Raw genomic sequence first — 16,913 nt, forward strand, 5'->3', positions numbered from 1 at the left:
GGCCTCTGCTTAGAGGTTTGTGCGCGTTACGCATAAGATGAATGCGATTACCGTACTCCGGCGAGTGGAAAGAAGTAGGAAGAACTGTGACACAGCAATTTGTGGACATAGCAAACACGGTGCTGATCGTGGCACAGCAAGATGGTGCTGGGCCAGTGGGGTCGGAATTTGGCAAAGCCTCACCCATCGGTTGGTTCGTCGTTGTAGCGCTGCTTGCCGTGGTGCTTTACATCGGATGGGCGTTTCGACGCCGCTACACGCGCATGCACCGTAGGAACCTATTTGCGCAAACTCACGGGATCGACCCGTTTGATCATGAGGCGATTGACAAAGCGATGGCTGAAGCAGGAGTTCTCGATCAAAGCAAAAAGTACTGGTTGTGATTACTTAAGGGAGTAGACATCATAATGCGCACACTAAAAAAGTTCTCTCTCCGCGACCTTGCTTATAACGCTGCATATCCTTTCTACGAGAAGCGATTGCTGCGAGAGATTCAAGGGGTGCGGCAGCCTGAGCACGTTGCCATCATGTGTGATGGCAATCGCCGGTGGGCTCGTGAGGCCGGATTTGCCGATGTTACCCATGGGCATCGCGTAGGTGCCAAGAAAATTGGCGAAATGGTGCGGTGGTGCGCGCATACTGATGTTGAACTCGTAACCGTCTACCTGCTATCGACGGAAAACCTTGGTCGAGCCTCCGACGAGCTACAGATGTTGTTCGACATCATTGGCGACGTCGTAGATGAGCTCGCTTCACCGGAAACCAATTGTCGCCTGCGGCTTGTCGGACACCTTGATTTGCTGCCTGACGAGGTCTCCCGCCGTCTCATACAAGCTCAAGACAGCACCAACGACAACACCGGAGTCTCCGTCAACGTTGCAGTAGGGTATGGTGGCCGCCAAGAAATCGTCGATGCGGTGCGCGAGCTTATCGACGCCGAAGCTGCGGCAGGAACAACAGCTACAGAAATGGCCGAGAAAATCTCCGTCGAGTCCATTTCTAAACACCTCTATACCTCAGGCCAGCCTGATCCTGATCTCGTGATCCGTACCTCAGGCGAACAACGCCTCTCTGGCTTTTTGTTGTGGCAGGCTGCGTATTCAGAAATCTGGTTCACCGATACGTACTGGCCAGCTTTCCGACGCGTTGATTTTTTGCGAGCATTGCGAGAATACTCAAAGCGAAGCCGTCGCTTCGGTAAATAACGCATACGCATTCGTCTTGTTTGAGGAGGAGGACTACTTCCCAGCCATGGTTCATGTTCGCTTCCACTCCATTTATGGCTCCACGGCACGCTACGCACACGAGCTAGCGTGCCGCTTGGGCACCACTGCTCGTGAGTTTGATACACCAGTTCCTCACGATGCACAGCCACTTGTAGTTCTTAGTCCCGTGCACGGTCCTAGCATCCCGGCGGTTAAATTTGCCCGCAGCGTTTCCTCACGGGAGATTGCCGTTGCTGCTGTGGGTATGACCCTTCCTAGTGTCGCTTGCTCCAAAGACTGCCTAGCGTCGATGGTGCCAGCTTCGTGGGGACGGTTCTATCTTCCTGGCAGCTTGAAGTATTCCACGATGCAACCGGCGCATAAGGCGACTATGGCGTCGATAGTCGCATTGGTGGCTGCTAAGCCAATAAAAAGCGCAAACGACAAGAGCATGATTTCTATGTTCCAACGCGATACCGATTGGGTAGATTTTTCCGAGCTGGACGCGATTGAGCGATGGGTGTTGGAACGTCAGAACCGCGCTTAAATCTTGCGCATGCGCACGCGAGCAACTTTGTGGTCTGCGCCTTTGCGCAACACTAGGGACGCTCGTACCCGAGTAGGCAGGATGTGTTCCACTAGGTTGGGTAGGTTAATAGTTTGCCAGATTCGTCGTGCTTCGTCGGTCGCTGCGCGATCGCCCATGTCGGCGTAGTGCGAGAAGTGGGCATTGGGGGCGCGAAATGCTAGCTGCCGGAGTTTCAGGAAACGATCGATATACCAGCGTTCGATGTCTTCGAGAGCGGCGTCGACATAGACACTGAAGTCAAACAGGTCGCTGACCGACAACGTAGGGCCGGTCTGCAAAACATTAAGACCCTCGACGATCAAAATGTCGGGGCGGCTGACTGTGACGCACTCGTTTTCTACACGGTCGTACAAAGTGTGGGAATACACCGGTGCTTTAACGTGTGCTTTTCCAGCTTTCACATCAGTGACAAAGCGCAGGAGTGTGCGCTGATCGTAGCTTTCTGGGAATCCTTTGCGGTCCAAAATGCCGCGTTTTTTCAGAATCTCAGTGGGGTAGAGGAAACCATCGGTGGTGACCAAATCCACGCGAGGATGTTCCTCCCATCGCTGTAAAAGGACTTGGAGTAAACGTGCAGTGGTGGATTTTCCTACTGCCACGGATCCGGCAACGCCGATAACAAACGGAATATGAGGTGCTTTTTCGCCCAAGAAGGTTTCGGTTGCCTGCGTGAGTTCTTGGCGCGCGTGGACTTGGAGATGGATTAGACGCGACAGTGGTAGATAAACCTCCGCGACTTCGTCGAGGTCGATGTTTTCTCCGATACCGCGTAATTCCACAACCTCTTGTTCGGTGAGAACTTGGGGCATCGACATGCGCAAATGACGCCACGTCTCACGATCAAAGTCGAGATACGGGCTGAGGTCTTTGTCGCGAGCCATGGGTTCTATTGTGCCTTCCGTAGCCCGTGAGGAAAAATTAGTGCGAAAAACACCATAAAGGGGAGCGGGGTATAGAAATCTATCAATGGTTAGACATATGGTTAAGATGCAGATATAGCGCAAAAGTCGCTTACTTGCGTTTCGCTCGCTAACATCCATGATGCGCACATATGACCACAAACGATGAAAGGGTTAGTGGCCTTAAGCCATGACAGATGACATCCGTTACCAATCGCTAACCGAGCTTGATCCAGAGGTTGCGGCTGCAATCACTGGTGAGCTTGACCGCCAGCGTTCCACGCTCGAGATGATCGCCTCTGAAAACTTCGTTCCACGCGCAGTTTTGCAGGCACAAGGATCCGTATTCACCAACAAATACGCTGAAGGTTACCCAGGGCGTCGCTACTACGGTGGCTGTGAAAACGCCGACATCGTTGAAGATCTAGCGCGTAACCGTGCCAAAGAGGTCTTCGGCGCCGAGTTTGCCAACGTGCAGCCTCACGCAGGTGCACAGGCTAATGCCGCTGTGTTGATGGCACTGGCCAACCCCGGCGACAAGATCATGGGCCTGTCCTTGGCTCATGGTGGCCACCTGACCCACGGCATGCACTTGAACTTCTCCGGAAAGCTCTATGAAGTTGCAGCTTACGAGGTGGAGCCTGATACCTTCCGCTTGGACATGGACAAGATCCGTGAACAGGCTTTGAAGGAGAAACCACAGGTTCTGATTGCAGGCTGGTCCGCATACCCACGCCACCAGGACTTCGCAGCATTCCGCTCCATCGCCGATGAGGTCGGCGCTAAGCTGTGGGTCGATATGGCTCACTTCGCTGGTCTTGTAGCTGCTGGTTTGCACCCATCGCCAGTCCCTTACGCTGATGTTGTTTCCACAACCGTTCACAAGACGTTGGGTGGTCCACGCTCGGGCATGATCTTATCCAAGCAGGAGTACGCCAAGAAGCTGAACTCCGCAGTTTTCCCAGGCCAGCAGGGCGGACCTTTGATGCATGCAGTTGCAGCGAAGGCTGTTGCCATGAAGATTGCTGCAACTGAGGAGTTCAAGGATCGCCAGCAGCGCACTCTTGATGGTGCTCAGATCATCGCCGAGCGATTGACTGGCGCTGACTGCAAGGCTGCAGGTGTGGACGTACTGACCGGTGGCACCGATGTCCACTTGGTCCTTGTCGATCTGCGTAATTCCCAGATGGATGGTCAGCAGGCTGAAGACCTCCTCCATGAGGTCGGAATCACCGTGAACCGTAACGCGGTTCCTTTCGACCCACGCCCACCAATGGTTACCTCCGGTCTGCGTATCGGTACTCCAGCTTTGGCTAGCCGTGGCTTCGACGCTGCAGGTTTCACCGAGGTTGCCGATATCATCGCTACTGCATTGGCACAAGGTGCCGGTGCTGACACCGAGCAGCTGCGCGCACGCGTCGCAAAGCTTGCCGAGCAGTACCCACTCTACGAGGGTCTTGAGGACTGGAAGCTCCTCTAAAGCTCAAGCAAAAGCCGCACATTGTGAAGGTCAAACCCCTTCAGAATGTGCGGCTTTCGTGTTTTATAACTTAGTTTTCGTCGTGATCGTTGCCGGTTACGGTAGCACGATTTTCTGCCAACGAAGTACGTGCAGCGCGAAGCCACTCCGGCTGATTCTCTAGGAGGGATTTGATCTCGGCGGTGGTCAAAGCCTTGTCCATGTCGTTACGCTTCAACGCGGTGATCGTGATGCCCAACTTCTGGGCTACCACTGGGCGTGGGTGTGGGCCATTACGGCGTAGATCTTGCAGCCACTGAGGCGGATTTGCTTGCAGTTCCACGAACTCGTCGTGAGTCAAAGCGTTGTTCTGGAACTCCTCTGGCGTGGCGGGCAGGAAGATGCCCAGCTTCTTTGCAGCGGTCTGCGGCTTCATTGCGGTGCCGGACGGCTTTCTTACAGATTCTTCATTCACAGGGTTAACGGTAGCATTGATTCTTATGCTGACACTAAGTTTCGCCACTGGAACCGAGCCGAATAAGTGGTTCACACGGTTTGAGGAACGCACCGACCATGGCGGATTGCGCACCCTAAGCGATGATGATCCCGTTGCTTTGCTTGCCGACGCTACCGCGGATCTAGCACTTGTTCGGCTCCCAGATTCTCGCGTGGACAACGACGACACCGTGCACGTGGTGGAGCTGTATCAGGAGTCGATGGGTGTGGCATTGCCCAAAGAACACACCTTGACGCTGCTGGACGTGGTAGAGCCAAGTGACCTTGAGGACGAGATGATTAACTACATCACCCCTCCTAGTCTTGAGGTTGACATCGCAGCTGTTCGGGCGCAATTGCAGGTGGTGGCAGCTAACGTGGGCGTGGTTATCGCTCCGCGGCCGCTATTGAAGGTGCTCAGCGGCAAGCTTGTGGAACATCGTGAGTTTAATGATCCTGAGCGATATGGACAGGCGCGTACTCGCATTGCTTTGGTGTGGAAGAAGGAGCGCGACGGCGAGGATATCCAAGATTTCGTTGGTATTGCGAAGGGGCGGACTGTCCAGTCGTCGAGGCAGTCGAATGCCAAGAAATTATCAGCTCGTGAAAAGACTCTGGCGAAGCAGAAGCGTCGACAAGAGGCAGGGAAGAAACCCGTGCGTAAGGGGGGTCGCCGTAAGCGCTAAGCGTACAAGGTGTGCAATTGCTGGGTATTCGCATACACTCGGTTGCTTTGGTACCGACGTTTCAGCAAGGATAGAAATTATGAACGCACCGTCGCAGCCCGATTTTGTTATCCGTCCATTGCGTAGGACGGACTTCGGTCAAGTTCAACAGATTTATCTTTTGGGCTTGGAAACTGGTCATGCCTCTTACGAAATTGAAGCCCCTAGCTGGGAAAAGTTTTCTACTTCAAAAATTGCAGAGACATTGTTCGTTGCCGTCGAGAAAACCGACGATTCCAAGGTTCTCGGCTGGGTATCCGCAGCCCCAATTTCCTCACGGACGGTTTTTAGGGGTGTTGTTGAGGATTCGATCTATATTCACCCAGATGCCCGAGGCCGTGGCGTAGCGGGAGCGCTCGTCGACAAGCTTATCGACGTCTGCCAGCATCTCGGATTCTGGGCAATCCACTCGTGGATCTTCCCCGAAAATGAAGGATCCGCAGGACTGCATGCGTCCCGCGGATTTGAAAAAGTGGGTACTTTCAGCCACCTCGCCAAGATGACATACGGAGAAATGGCAGGCCAATGGCGCGACACTGATATTTGGGAAAAACTGCTGCCCAAGCCAGAACTCGCTGATCATGAGGCAGCAGCTGTAGAGCCTTAAAACTAACGCTCGATGGTCTGGCTTAGCTCAGTTTCGTGAACGAGGGCAAGCAAGATCACCGCTAGAATCGACAACGGCGCGACTAGGAGGAAGACGGGGGTAAGCGCGTCGTTGTACGACACTGCAATGGCATCTTGAATCACCTGCGGTAGGTGGCTAACAAACGCAGGTGTGAGCCTACTTGCGCTTTGCAGCTTCTCGACGGCATCCATCGGGTATCCCTGAGCCACCGCCTGATGAACAGCCGTTGGCAGGTTTGTTCCGATCTGCTCTTTGAGATTGGTCAAGAACATGGATCCGATCAATGCTGATCCTACAGCGCCACCGACCTGGCGGAAGAAGTTGTTTGATCCGGTAGCAGTACCCACCATTGCGAGTGGGAAGGAGTTTTGAACGATCAGGACCAAGATTTGCATTGTGCAGCCGAGGCCCACACCGAAGATGAACATGTATATTCCAATGGTGACAAGGGAATCGTCGTAATGCAGGCGAGAAAGCAATACCAATGCGATCGACGTGATGATCTGTCCGATTAGTGGGAATGTCTTATAACGACCCGTGCGTGAAACAAGGTTGCCCACTCCGATTGAGGAGATCATAAGTCCAGACATCATTGTGATCATGGTCAGGCCTGCCTTGGTGGGGCTCATGTGGTGCACCATCTGCAAATATGTTGGCAAGTAGGCCATTGATCCGAACATGATGACACCGATAGCAAGGCCCGCGATCGTTGTGAGCGTGAAGTTGCGATTTCGGAAGAGAGTCATGGGGATCAAAGGATCGTCGACACGCAGTTCTACGGCGACAAAAATAATGCCGAAGACCACAAACGATGCAATAAGACCCACAATGATGGGGTCGCTCCAGGCATAATCGTGACCGCCCCAAGTGACAAATAGGACTAGTGAAGCCGTAGCGATGGCCATGGTGAGCGTTCCCCACCAATCCAGTCGGAACTTCACATCCTTGTTCGGCAGTGACAACAAGAACCAGATAGCGATGACCGCCACCGCTCCTAGTGGAAGATTAAGCCACAAGCCCCAGCGCCAACCTAGGCCGTCGGTAAACCAACCACCCAGCACAGGGCCTAGCACTGAGGACACACCGAAAACAGTGCCCATCACGCCCATGTATTTACCGCGTTCGCGGGCAGTGGTGACCTCGGCAGTGATCGCCTGTGAAAGAATCATCGACGCACCACCAGCAACGCCCTGAATAGCACGCGCAAGAATCAGCATCGACATTGACGTAGCCAACCCGCCAATGAGTGATCCCAGCATGAACAACAAGTTGGCAAAAATAAACAGCGGCTTGCGATTGATCACATCGCCCAGCTTGCCGAATAGCGGCATAGCGATAGTCTCACCCAGTAAAAATGCCGTGATAACCCACGACATGTGTTCCACGCCGCCAAGATCGCCCACGATAGTTGGCAGCGCAGTAGCAAAAATCATTTGCCCCAACGAACCCATCAACATACTGAGCATTAAAGCTGCAATAATCCAGCCCACAGGGTGATGGTGTGCGGCCGGTTCGCGCACATTTTCCGGCGACAATTGAGTACTCACGTTAAAGTCCTTTGTTGATCGTGCGAAGGTGGACCAAAGCCTCAAGGCACGATTCCTCGAGGGTGGAAAAACTAGCGGAAGGGCTGTCTGCCCATAAAGTAAAACCAAAGCGGATGGCGTAGCTGGACGAAAGAACAACTGCGGTTGCTTCAACATCCACATCCCCTCCTAGTCGGCGTTGTTCGGGGAAGCACTCGAAATAATCGCTGACCAGCGTCTTAAAATTGATAAACACCTTGTGGTACAAGGCGTTGTAGTTAAAGCTGCGCTCTGGATTGTTATGTCGAATTGCTTTTCTGCGCCGGATTATTTCCCCACGGGTGTGGGGGTCGAAATCCTTGCCCGAAAAAACAAGGTTCATGTGAAGCCGAATAACGGCTTCGGGGAGATCCTCATGCGGATGGGAAAGGAATTCTTCTCGCAGCTGCGGCAGGATATCGACTTGGGTGTCGCCGAAGACGGCGTTTTCTTTGGAATCGAAGTAGTTGAAAAAGGTTCGTTTGGAGATTTCTGCAGCGGCACAGATGTCTTCGACGGTGACGTTGTCGAATCCGTCGCGAAGCACGAGTGCGGTGGCTGCATCTTCTACGCTTATGCGGGTTTTGAGTCGCTTAGTGGCTCTTAGGGATGTATCTGGTTGCGTACTCACAGCAAGTAAACCTAGTATAAAAGTGCACTGAGTGCAAAAAGATAGTTTATGTGTCTACAAAACTGCAGGTAAAAGAAAGTGCACCTCTCAGTCTGAAGATGACTAGGAGGTGCACTCTGTTGTCAGATGTGACAGGTTAAAGGCTTACTTGTCGCGATCGGTGTTGGCCATTGCGAGAACGTCGAGGCGCTTGTCGAGCTCTTCCTCGGTGAGCTTTTCACCATCAACAAAGCCCAAGTCGATGACAGTCTGGCGGATGGTCTTGCCTTCCTTCAGCGCGGTCTTTGCCACCTTTGCTGCAGCTTCATAGCCGATAGCTGAGTTTAGTGGGGTCACGATCGATGGGGAAGACTCAGCCAAGGTGCGCATGCGCTCCTCGTTTGGCTGGATGCCGTCGACAAGACGCTCTGCGAAAACGCGGGCGGTGTTAGCCAGCAGACGAGAGGACTCGAGGACGTTGCGGGCCATCATTGGAATGAAGACGTTGAGCTCGAACGCGCCCTGTGCGCCACCGAAGGCGATAGCTGCGTCGTTACCAATAACCTGAGCTGCAACCTGGGTTGCAGTCTCACAGAGAACTGGGTTGACCTTGCCCGGCATGATGGAAGAACCTGGCTGGAGGTCTGGCAGGTGAATCTCGCCGAGGCCGGTCAGTGGGCCGGATCCCATCCAGCGGATGTCGTTAGCAATCTTGGTCAAGGAGACGGCAATGGTGCGCATTGCGCCGGAGAACTCGACCAGACCGTCGCGGCTTGCCTGAGCCTCAAAGTGGTTGACGCACTCGCGAAGTTCGGAAACGCCGGTCAGCTTCACGAGCTCGACAGTGACCTTCTGGCCGAAATCTGCTGGGGTGTTCAGGCCGGTGCCCACAGCGGTACCGCCGATGGAGAGCTCGCCAAGACGTGGCAAGCAGGCCTCGACGCGTTCAATGCCAGCCTCAATCTGGCGTGCGTAGCCGGAGAACTCCTGGCCCAAAGTAACTGGAACGGCATCCATCAAGTGAGTGCGGCCGGACTTAACAACGTTCTCCCATTCGGCTGCCTTCTTAGCTAGGGAAGCGTGAAGAACCTTCAGGCCTGGGATGAGGTCCTTGACGGCTGCTTCGGTTGCGGCGATGTGGGTAGCGGTTGGGAAGGTGTCGTTGGAGGACTGGCCCATGTTGACGTGATCGTTAGGGTGAACCTCAACACCGTTAGCCTTAGCGATCGAGGCGATAACTTCGTTGGAGTTCATATTCGACGAGGTGCCGGAACCCGTCTGGAAGACGTCGATAGGGAACTGGTCATCGTGCTTGCCCTCGGCTACCTCGGTAGCTGCGGCGATGATTGCGTCGGCCTGCTCTGGAGCTAGAAGTCCGCGGTCTTTATTAACCTGAGCGCAAGCGGCCTTGAGCAGACCCATAGCGCGGATCTGTGCGGCTTCGAGGCCACGGCCAGAAATTGGGAAGTTTTCAACCGCGCGCTGGGTCTGTGCGCGCCAGAGGGCGTCGATAGGCACCTTAACTTCACCCATGGTGTCGTGCTCGATGCGGTACTGCTGCTCAGTCATAAGTTGTATCCACCTTTGTCAGTAGAAGGTTGCAGAAATCTGTGCGCGTGGTAGCTCGGGTTAGCGGGACACGTGCACGCATGCCTACCAGTATGCCCAAAAACCAAGCCAAATGTGGCAAAGATGTGGGAAATACTGCTGGTGTGAGATGAATCGAGGGGAACGGGGCTGCGTAAGCTAAGAGAAACACCCCGTTCACCTGTGCTTAGGGCAAGGATGCGGGGTGTGGGTGATAAAAATTACTTTTTAGGCGCCGCTACTTCCGTGGGGAAATTTGGGAGTAATCAACCACAGAGTATTCCTGCAGTTTGTGCAGCTTGTGGGTGGATTCGATGAAACGAACGGTGCCGGACTTGGAACGCATAACGAGCGAGCGTGTGGTTGCGCCGTCGGCACGGTAGCTCACGCCACGGAGCATGTCGCCATTGGTTACACCGGTGGCAACGAAGAAGCAGTTATCCGACGAGACGAGGTCATGGGTTCCTAGAACGCGGTTGAGTTCGTGGCCAGCATTGCGGGCCTTAGCGGCTTCGGCGTCATCCTTAGGTGCGAGTACACCTTGGATTTCGCCGCCCATGCACTTCATGGCGCATGCGGTGATGATACCTTCTGGGGTTCCACCGGTACCCATCATGATGTCGACTGAGTTGGTGGCTTGGGCAGCGGCAACTGCGCCGGCGACGTCGCCGTCGCGGATCAAGCGTACCTTGGCGCCTGCCTCACGAATATCCTTGATGAGGTTGTCGTGACGTGGGCGATCCAAGACAACAACGGTGACTTGGTCTGGTGCGATGCCTTTTGCCTTGGCGACGGCCTTGATGTTGTACTCGACCGGTGCGTTGATGTCGATGGTGCCAGCAGCTTCGGGGCCAACGGCGATCTTGCGCATGTAGAACACGGCAGATGGGTCGTACATGGAACCACGCTCGGAGGCTGCCAAGACAGAAATGGCGTTAGGGCGGCCTTCAGCCATCAAGGTGGTGCCGTCGACTGGATCAACGGCGATGTCTACTGCTGCACCTTCGCCGGTGCCGACCTGCTCGCCATTGAAGAGCATGGGGGCTTCGTCCTTTTCGCCCTCACCGATGACTACAACACCGTTCATCTGAACCGAGTTGATGAGCTTGCGCATGGCGTCGACAGCTGCTCCGTCACCCTCGTTCTTCATGCCGCGACCGACCCAGCGGCCAGACGCCAGTGCAGCTGCCTCGGTAACACGAACCAACTCGAGGGCGAGGTTGCGATCTGGAATCTCTGGGTTGAGGTTGGTCATAAGGGAATGCCTCCTGTGGATGACGATAAAAACTCAATAGTGGGAACTGCTTATATGGTGACGCGAACAGCATAGCGAGGGGACATGGGGGAGATCCTCGCGAACACACGGTTTTTGTCTACCTGCCTAATTGTTGCAAAGCTATGTGAGAATTTACCGGAAAACCACACCTTAAAGAGGGTAATTGTGATCTGCAAGGCAAAAAATCTTAAAGGTAACCTTGCAGACACTTTCGATTACTGCGGCTATACCCATGTACGCGTATCCGCTGATTAACGCGCACTCATGCCATACTGTTGTGCGTGGCTGTAGAAAAACCTCGCATTTACCAAGGCGCCCGGGACATCATTTTGTCGCTCGGCTCGATTCTGCTCATTGTTGCAGTGACCATCGGTTTTACTGGAATGTGCAGCTTCGATCGTGGGAATAAAGATAACGCCCCTATTCAACGAGTAGACGCCCGCACCTTCCTCGAAATGGAAGCGCGTGGGGCGGACTTCGCTGTGCGATATCCAGGCGAGATCGGGGGCTGGCAGGCCAACTCGGCGCGGCGCATGACTATCGCCAAAGCAAGTGCCCCAGTCGTGGGATGGGTTGTCAACAAAGACTCGTATGTCCAACTTACTCAAACAGGCGTAAGCAAAGACGATGTCATTAAGCGTTACGACGGCAACCTGCGCACCCGCTCCGGAGAGCATTCTCTAGGAGGGAAGGTAGTCGAGGAATATAGCTCTGAAGATAGAGACGTCCGTGACATTTGGGTCGTCGATCTAGGAGATGCACGTGTGATTGTCAGCGGTGCAGCTCCCCGTGAGGAATTCGATCGCGTAATCACCAAAATGATCGAGGCGAGCCCATTGCCTGGACCCGCCTCACAATAATCGCTGGTTTTACTGCTCTTGGCCTTGGGATGTCTCGCCCAAGGCTTTTTCTATGCGCTGTTGCGCACCGTTGAGGTGTTCTTCGCATCTTTTAGCGAGTGCTTCGCCTCGTTCCCAGTAGGCGAGTGATTCGTCGAGGCCCATTTGTCCTAGTTCAAGGATCCGGACGACTTCTACTAACTCATCGCGTGCTTGTTCGTAGGAGAGTTCTTCTACTGGTGCAAAGGCGTTGGTTCCAGTTCCTTGACCGATGATGTCATGTGGCATGAGGAGGTGCGTCTTTCTGTTGTATGTCTTAGTCTGCTGGAGTTGTTTGCATTGCAGCGGCGGTGATGGAGCCGTCGGCAACGCGGATGCGTAACTGGCTGCCAGGTGGCGACATTCCAATGGTGGTCACTACCTCGGGAGCGCTGCCGTCTCGGGGCACGACTTGGATGACTGCGTAGCCTCGTGCCAATGTTGCCGATGGCCCAAGGGCTGCGACTTGTTGGCGTAGCGACGCCACTGTGGCGTGTTCAGTGCTGAGCATGTAACGCATATCGCGCCGGATAGAAGCAATTGACCGAGCAATCTCATCGCGATGCAGCGTGATAGCACGTACGGGATCTGCAAGGGCTGGTCTACTGCGTACGGCGGCAAGTTGTTGGCGTTCTTTGTGGACCCAGCCGCGTAACGCAGCAGCGCTGCGGGAGCGAAGCTCGGCGAGGAGCTGGCGTTCAGCAGCAACATCTGGAACCACTTTTTTGGCGGCGTCGGTAGGCGTTGCAGCCCGAAGATCTGCGATGTTATCCAAAACGGGATTGTCTGGTTCGTGACCGATGGCAGACACTACCGGTGTGTGCGCTGCAACGACGGCACGTTGAAGTGCTTCCTCAGAGAAGGGGAGAAGGTCTTCCACTGAGCCACCGCCACGGGCAATGATGATGACGTCGATGCTGGGGTCGGCGTCGAGACGCTGCAATGCCTCAATGATTTCGGGCACCGCGCGCGCACCCTGCACAGCAGTATTGATGACGGTGAACTTCACTTCAGGCCATCTACTGTGGGCAACTGCTAGCACATCGCGCTCGGCGGCGGAGCCACGACCCGTGATGAGTCCAATGTTGTTTGGTAAAAACGGCAATGGTTTTTTCAACGTAGGATCAAAAAGCCCTTCGTTGGCAAGTTGCTGGCGCAGCCTTTCAATGCGTGCGAGCAGTTCACCCACGCCCACAGGGCGGATATCGGTGACCCATAAGGAAAAAGAGCCACGGCCCTCATAAAACGCCGGCTTACCGTATACCACTACGCGGTCGCCGTCTTGAAGCCGACTAGGCAATGAGCGCAGTAATGAAGTAGCGCAGGTGAGCTGCACGCTGGCTTCAGCTTCAGGATCACGCAGGGTGATATAGGAAAACTTCCAGCTGGGTTTCATATTTAGCTGGGTTATTTGTCCTTCAACCCACAGATGACCTAATCGCTCGATCCAACTTTTTACCTTGGAATTAAGCTCACGAACAGGCCATGCACTTTCAGGTGCATTCGGTTGTGCAGCCAAACCTTAAACCCCCTTCTTCATGGCGAGCAACAAACTGTATTCAACAGGAACCAACACACAAGCATACGGCAGGAGAGCACACTCAGTGGGACAGTAGTTTAAGCTGGTGTGCATGACTTCACCCGATCAGCTCACCGCTTCTGAGTCCGCTGACACCGCCTCCGCACACAAGCGTGTGCTTGTCGCAGCCCCACGAGGCTACTGCGCCGGCGTGGATCGCGCTGTCGAAACCGTCGAAAAGGCCCTAGAAAAATATGGCGCGCCCGTCTACGTGCGTAAAGAGATCGTCCACAATCGTTACGTTGTGGACACACTCGCCGAACGCGGCGCCATCTTTGTCGATGAGACAACCGAAGCTCCAGAAGGCGCCCACCTAGTATTTTCTGCCCACGGCGTCAGCCCCGCCGTACACAAAGAAGCAGAAGCACTGAGCCTGAAAACTCTTGACGCAACGTGCCCCTTGGTCACCAAAGTGCACAACGAGGTGAAACGGTTTGCACGCGACGGCTACCACATCCTCCTAGTCGGACACGAAGGCCACGAGGAAGTTGAAGGCACTGCAGGGGAAGCCCCCGACGTAACCCACCTTGTCGACGGAGTTGAAAGCGTGGACAAACTCCCCGAATTTCTTCACGACGAAAAACTTATCTGGCTATCGCAAACCACGTTGTCTGTGGATGAGACGATGACAATTGTGAAAAAGCTCCATGAGCGCTTCACACATCTTCAAGATCCTCCTAGTGATGACATCTGCTACGCCACACAAAACCGCCAAGTGGCAGTCAAAGCAATTGCTGCGGAATCAGATGTTGTTATCGTTGTAGGTTCCCAGAACTCCTCGAACTCCAAACGACTGGTTGAAGTGGCCTTGCAAGCAGGCGCGGGTGCTTCCTACCTCGTCGACTACGCTCACCAGATCGATGAGTCTTGGCTCGATGGCGCCACCACTGTGGGCGTGTCTTCTGGCGCATCCGTGCCAGAGATCTTGGTGCGTGGAGTGCTGGAATTCCTTGACGAGCGTGGCTTCCACGACGTTAAGGAGATTACTACTGCGGCAGAAAAGATCACCTTCGCCCTTCCTAGAGATTTGCGCCCTTCGCGCACGTAGAGCGACGCAAGAGGCGCCACACATGGGATATGCGTGGCGCCTCTTGCGTTATAACTTTCGACCTTAACTGTATAAGTCGTCGTCGAAAGTACGAGTCCTATGGATTTCTGGATCTGGATTTACTAGGCGACGAGTCAAATCACGCTCGGCGGCCTCACGCTGAGCTGCAGTACGTGTAGGCCTTGGCGCGAACGATTTAGCACCTGTTTGTTTCTGTTCTTGCCTACGCCGCATCAGCTCTTCAACAGTCACACTGTTGTCGCGGCGAGATCGGCTGCTGGCCCGAGTGCGCTGCGGTTTGCTGGAACGTTGTGCTTGGGTACGAGCCTTCGACGCTGCCGTATAATTCCGACGGTCAGTCTCGCTTTGAGCGCGTCGAGTTCGCTCCGCGATAGTGGTAACGCGCTTATATTTGCGTTTGAGAAGTGACACACGAAGATAAGCAATCAGTCCCGCACCGATGGTCGTTGCCGCTAGGAGGGGGAAATGCTCAGTAATGGGATAAACAGTAGTAATAAGCTGCGTTGTGCTAAAAGGCGTTCCTTCAGCCGCTGAGCTTTTGACAATGAGCCATGCTGTGGCAAGAATTCCTACGCCGAAAAATAGCGGCAGGCTTGCCACGAGGAGAAACAGGCCACTGGGAAGGGTAAGTAGCGCAGTAAACAGCGAGAAAGCAACAAAGATCGCGAGAAATGGCCATCCGACGCTGCCGGTTGCTTGAGAAATAAGCAGCCCAGTGACCATCGCGGCTGTCATAAGAACAAGAGAAGACCACAAGGAGATGCCAAAAAATTGGTCATTGGCATAGGTGGTGTGTGCCTGGCTGTGGCGTTTATGTTCTGTCTTGTTCTGCACGGATGTTTATCCTACTCAAGGGGATCTGTGGTTGGGAACTTTTGCTGTGGGCGTGTGCCCCAGAAATCAGGGCTTATGGAACAGGTGTGTGAGGTCGCTAATTTTGGCTTTTAGGCTCTGCAACACGACAGCGTGCTCGTCTTCCGGTTGAGGTTCTGCGTCTCTAGGAGGGGGAGAGGACTGCTTATAGTGAGATTTTAGTTTTGCTGCGATGAGTTCTTGGTTTTTTTGTTCGCCGAATTTTCCGGTGATGGAGCCTGCCCGTGTAACAAATTTGATGTCGTCGGCGGTTTTTTCACCGGCTCGTAGCGCTGTCATGTCTTGGAGGTAGCGGAATAAGACGGCGATCATGGCTGCGGTGGGCACTGCGAGGAAGGCCCCGACGATACCGAAGAGGCTGCCGCCGAGGGTGACGGATACCAAGACGACCACTGGATGCAAGTTCATGGCGCGAGATTGCAGGATGGGGGAAAGCACATTGCCTTCGAGCTGTTGGACTGCGAGCACAATGATGAGTGTGATCACGGCCTTGGTAAGGCCTAAGGACACAAGTGCTACGAGGACGGCGAGAGTTCCTGCGACAAAGGCTCCGACGATGGGGATGAATCCAGCGATGAAGGTGAGCACCGCGAGTGCGAGTGCCATGGGTACGCCTAGGAGGAGAAGGCCGCCGCCGATGGCTACGGCGTCGACAAGCGAAACAAGTGCTTGGGCGCGTACGAATCCGCACAGAGTGATCCACGATCGTGCGAGGAGCTCCGTGAGGTGCCAGCCTGCGCGCTTTCCGACGATTCCACGTACCCATGGCAGGAATTTTTCGCCGTCTTTGAGGAAGAAGAAGGTTAAAACGAGGACTACGCCGAGGGTGACGAGTACGGATGTTGCCACTCCTAGTCCAGAGAAGATTTCACCAGCGATGGTGCCGCTTTTACTTTGGAACCATCCGGCGGCGGCATTGATGCGGTCGTTGAGTTCTTCAGAATCGAGGCTTAGCGGTGGTCCTTGTAGCCATAGTTGGATCTTTTGGATTCCTTCGAATGCTTGGAAGTAAAGGGTTTGAGATTGTCGTCCTACATCTGGGGCGATAATCCAGATCAGGAACCCAAAGAACCCAAAGCTGGCCAAGATGCTTATCAGCGCAGCGAAACCACTGGGTATGCCTTTGCGACGCATCCAGATTGTTGGTGGCCATAGTACGGTGCAGACGATGAGTGCCAGAATGACGGGCAGTATTCCGCGCCAGACCTGCTTGAGTAAATACCAAGTAGCAAATGCGGTGGCTGCAATGATGAGAATGCGGATACACCAAGTGGAGAGAACTTTAACGCCGTGCGCTATGACTTCTGAGCGGTCGATGCGGGCGTGGTCGTCGTGGGGAGACATGGCCTCGAAGACATCGGTTGCCTCGGTAAAAGATCCGGTGTTCTCGGCATGAGGTGGTGTCGAGCTTGGTGCGGATTCTTCTGGGGTGGGAATGTCGGAAGTCACAGCAATTATTGTGCCTCATCGCATGCG

At 54.3% G+C, this 16,913-nt stretch carries 18 protein-coding genes; 8 read left to right on the forward strand and 10 right to left on the reverse strand.

The window, feature by feature from the left end; translation table 11 throughout:
- Positions 1-41 precede the first annotated feature (41 nt).
- The 3 genes from CIP100161_RS04435 to CIP100161_RS04445 are packed head-to-tail and all read left to right on the forward strand — an operon-like array spanning position 42 to position 1,752.
- Positions 42-383, forward strand: a complete 342-nt coding sequence (locus tag CIP100161_RS04435) for a hypothetical protein (RefSeq protein ID WP_155872212.1) — start codon at positions 42-44, stop codon at positions 381-383.
- A 24-nt stretch (positions 384-407) separates the two neighbouring features.
- Positions 408-1,205 (forward strand): isoprenyl transferase, encoded by a 798-nt coding sequence (locus tag CIP100161_RS04440; protein ID WP_155872214.1) that lies wholly within the window; start codon positions 408-410, stop codon positions 1,203-1,205.
- 46 nt (positions 1,206-1,251) lie between these two features.
- Positions 1,252-1,752, forward strand: coding sequence for a hypothetical protein (locus CIP100161_RS04445; RefSeq protein ID WP_155874527.1), 501 nt, complete (start codon positions 1,252-1,254; stop codon positions 1,750-1,752).
- On the opposite strand, the gene coaA is transcribed toward CIP100161_RS04445, so the two are convergent.
- Positions 1,749-2,675: a type I pantothenate kinase gene (gene coaA, locus CIP100161_RS04450; protein WP_155872216.1), complete on the reverse strand. Its 927-nt coding sequence runs from the start codon at positions 2,673-2,675 to the stop codon at positions 1,749-1,751. The genes CIP100161_RS04445 and coaA overlap by 4 nt on opposite strands.
- Positions 2,676-2,883: 208 nt before the next feature.
- On the opposite strand from coaA, the gene glyA reads away from it, so the two are divergent.
- Positions 2,884-4,173: a serine hydroxymethyltransferase gene (gene glyA / locus CIP100161_RS04455; RefSeq protein ID WP_155872218.1), complete on the forward strand. Its 1,290-nt coding sequence runs from the start codon at positions 2,884-2,886 to the stop codon at positions 4,171-4,173.
- A 70-nt stretch (positions 4,174-4,243) separates the two neighbouring features.
- Here the strand turns inward: glyA and CIP100161_RS04460 are convergent, their stop codons facing one another.
- On the reverse strand, positions 4,244-4,588 hold the full coding sequence (locus tag CIP100161_RS04460; RefSeq protein ID WP_155874528.1) for a DUF5997 family protein: 345 nt from the start codon (positions 4,586-4,588) through the stop codon (positions 4,244-4,246).
- A 64-nt stretch (positions 4,589-4,652) separates the two neighbouring features.
- Between CIP100161_RS04460 and CIP100161_RS04465 the strand changes: the two genes are divergently transcribed.
- Both CIP100161_RS04465 and CIP100161_RS04470 read left to right on the forward strand, forming a co-directional pair.
- Positions 4,653-5,333, forward strand: a complete 681-nt coding sequence (locus CIP100161_RS04465; protein WP_155872220.1) for a LysR family transcriptional regulator substrate-binding protein — start codon at positions 4,653-4,655, stop codon at positions 5,331-5,333.
- A gap of 79 nt (positions 5,334-5,412) precedes the next feature.
- Positions 5,413-5,979: a GNAT family N-acetyltransferase gene (locus CIP100161_RS04470; protein ID WP_155872222.1), complete on the forward strand. Its 567-nt coding sequence runs from the start codon at positions 5,413-5,415 to the stop codon at positions 5,977-5,979.
- A gap of 2 nt (positions 5,980-5,981) precedes the next feature.
- On the opposite strand, the gene CIP100161_RS04475 is transcribed toward CIP100161_RS04470, so the two are convergent.
- The 4 genes from CIP100161_RS04475 to glpX all read right to left on the reverse strand — a co-directional run bounded on the left by CIP100161_RS04475 (position 5,982) and on the right by glpX (position 11,017).
- On the reverse strand, positions 5,982-7,547 hold the full coding sequence (locus CIP100161_RS04475) for an MDR family MFS transporter (protein WP_155872224.1): 1,566 nt from the start codon (positions 7,545-7,547) through the stop codon (positions 5,982-5,984).
- A gap of 1 nt (position 7,548) precedes the next feature.
- Complete coding sequence (locus tag CIP100161_RS04480; protein WP_155872226.1) at positions 7,549-8,196, reverse strand: TetR/AcrR family transcriptional regulator; 648 nt, start codon at positions 8,194-8,196, stop codon at positions 7,549-7,551.
- 144 nt (positions 8,197-8,340) lie between these two features.
- Positions 8,341-9,744, reverse strand: a complete 1,404-nt coding sequence (locus tag CIP100161_RS04485; RefSeq protein WP_155872228.1) for a class II fumarate hydratase — start codon at positions 9,742-9,744, stop codon at positions 8,341-8,343.
- A 256-nt stretch (positions 9,745-10,000) separates the two neighbouring features.
- Positions 10,001-11,017, reverse strand: a complete 1,017-nt coding sequence (gene glpX / locus CIP100161_RS04490) for a class II fructose-bisphosphatase (protein ID WP_155872230.1) — start codon at positions 11,015-11,017, stop codon at positions 10,001-10,003.
- Between the two features lie 302 nt (positions 11,018-11,319).
- Between glpX and CIP100161_RS04495 the strand changes: the two genes are divergently transcribed.
- Positions 11,320-11,898 (forward strand): DUF4245 domain-containing protein, encoded by a 579-nt coding sequence (locus CIP100161_RS04495; protein WP_155872232.1) that lies wholly within the window; start codon positions 11,320-11,322, stop codon positions 11,896-11,898.
- Between the two features lie 9 nt (positions 11,899-11,907).
- Here the strand turns inward: CIP100161_RS04495 and CIP100161_RS04500 are convergent, their stop codons facing one another.
- Positions 11,908-12,165 (reverse strand): exodeoxyribonuclease VII small subunit, encoded by a 258-nt coding sequence (locus tag CIP100161_RS04500; RefSeq protein WP_155872234.1) that lies wholly within the window; start codon positions 12,163-12,165, stop codon positions 11,908-11,910.
- A 28-nt stretch (positions 12,166-12,193) separates the two neighbouring features.
- Positions 12,194-13,435, reverse strand: a complete 1,242-nt coding sequence (gene xseA, locus CIP100161_RS04505) for an exodeoxyribonuclease VII large subunit (RefSeq protein WP_155872236.1) — start codon at positions 13,433-13,435, stop codon at positions 12,194-12,196.
- Positions 13,436-13,547: 112 nt separating this feature from the next.
- On the opposite strand from xseA, the gene CIP100161_RS04510 reads away from it, so the two are divergent.
- Complete coding sequence (locus tag CIP100161_RS04510; protein WP_155872238.1) at positions 13,548-14,543, forward strand: 4-hydroxy-3-methylbut-2-enyl diphosphate reductase; 996 nt, start codon at positions 13,548-13,550, stop codon at positions 14,541-14,543.
- Between the two features lie 63 nt (positions 14,544-14,606).
- Here the strand turns inward: CIP100161_RS04510 and CIP100161_RS04515 are convergent, their stop codons facing one another.
- Together CIP100161_RS04515 and CIP100161_RS04520 are read right to left on the reverse strand one after the other, a co-directional pair.
- Positions 14,607-15,398 (reverse strand): DUF6542 domain-containing protein, encoded by a 792-nt coding sequence (locus tag CIP100161_RS04515; RefSeq protein ID WP_155872240.1) that lies wholly within the window; start codon positions 15,396-15,398, stop codon positions 14,607-14,609.
- Positions 15,399-15,464: 66 nt separating this feature from the next.
- Complete coding sequence (locus CIP100161_RS04520; RefSeq protein WP_155872242.1) at positions 15,465-16,886, reverse strand: AI-2E family transporter; 1,422 nt, start codon at positions 16,884-16,886, stop codon at positions 15,465-15,467.
- Positions 16,887-16,913: the final 27 nt, after the last annotated feature.

Origin of the sequence: Corynebacterium rouxii (genome assembly GCF_902702935.1) — a bacterium.
GTDB lineage: Bacteria > Actinomycetota > Actinomycetes > Mycobacteriales > Mycobacteriaceae > Corynebacterium > Corynebacterium rouxii.

Excerpts from the sequence above, each read along its gene's own strand:
- CIP100161_RS04445 (WP_155874527.1), top strand. The coding sequence starts at position 1,252 with ATGGTTCATGTTCGCTTCCACTCCATTTATGGCTCCACGGCACGCTAC.
- glpX (WP_155872230.1), bottom strand. The coding sequence starts at position 11,017 with ATGACCAACCTCAACCCAGAGATTCCAGATCGCAACCTCGCCCTCGAG.
- glyA (WP_155872218.1), top strand. The coding sequence starts at position 2,884 with ATGACAGATGACATCCGTTACCAATCGCTAACCGAGCTTGATCCAGAG.
- CIP100161_RS04460 (WP_155874528.1), bottom strand. The coding sequence starts at position 4,588 with ATGAAGCCGCAGACCGCTGCAAAGAAGCTGGGCATCTTCCTGCCCGCC.
- coaA (WP_155872216.1), bottom strand. The coding sequence starts at position 2,675 with ATGGCTCGCGACAAAGACCTCAGCCCGTATCTCGACTTTGATCGTGAG.
- CIP100161_RS04500 (WP_155872234.1), bottom strand. The coding sequence starts at position 12,165 with ATGCCACATGACATCATCGGTCAAGGAACTGGAACCAACGCCTTTGCA.
- CIP100161_RS04485 (WP_155872228.1), bottom strand. The coding sequence starts at position 9,744 with ATGACTGAGCAGCAGTACCGCATCGAGCACGACACCATGGGTGAAGTT.
- CIP100161_RS04440 (WP_155872214.1), top strand. The coding sequence starts at position 408 with ATGCGCACACTAAAAAAGTTCTCTCTCCGCGACCTTGCTTATAACGCT.
- CIP100161_RS04510 (WP_155872238.1), top strand. The coding sequence starts at position 13,548 with ATGACTTCACCCGATCAGCTCACCGCTTCTGAGTCCGCTGACACCGCC.
- CIP100161_RS04435 (WP_155872212.1), top strand. The coding sequence starts at position 42 with ATGCGATTACCGTACTCCGGCGAGTGGAAAGAAGTAGGAAGAACTGTG.
- CIP100161_RS04470 (WP_155872222.1), top strand. The coding sequence starts at position 5,413 with ATGAACGCACCGTCGCAGCCCGATTTTGTTATCCGTCCATTGCGTAGG.
- CIP100161_RS04465 (WP_155872220.1), top strand. The coding sequence starts at position 4,653 with ATGCTGACACTAAGTTTCGCCACTGGAACCGAGCCGAATAAGTGGTTC.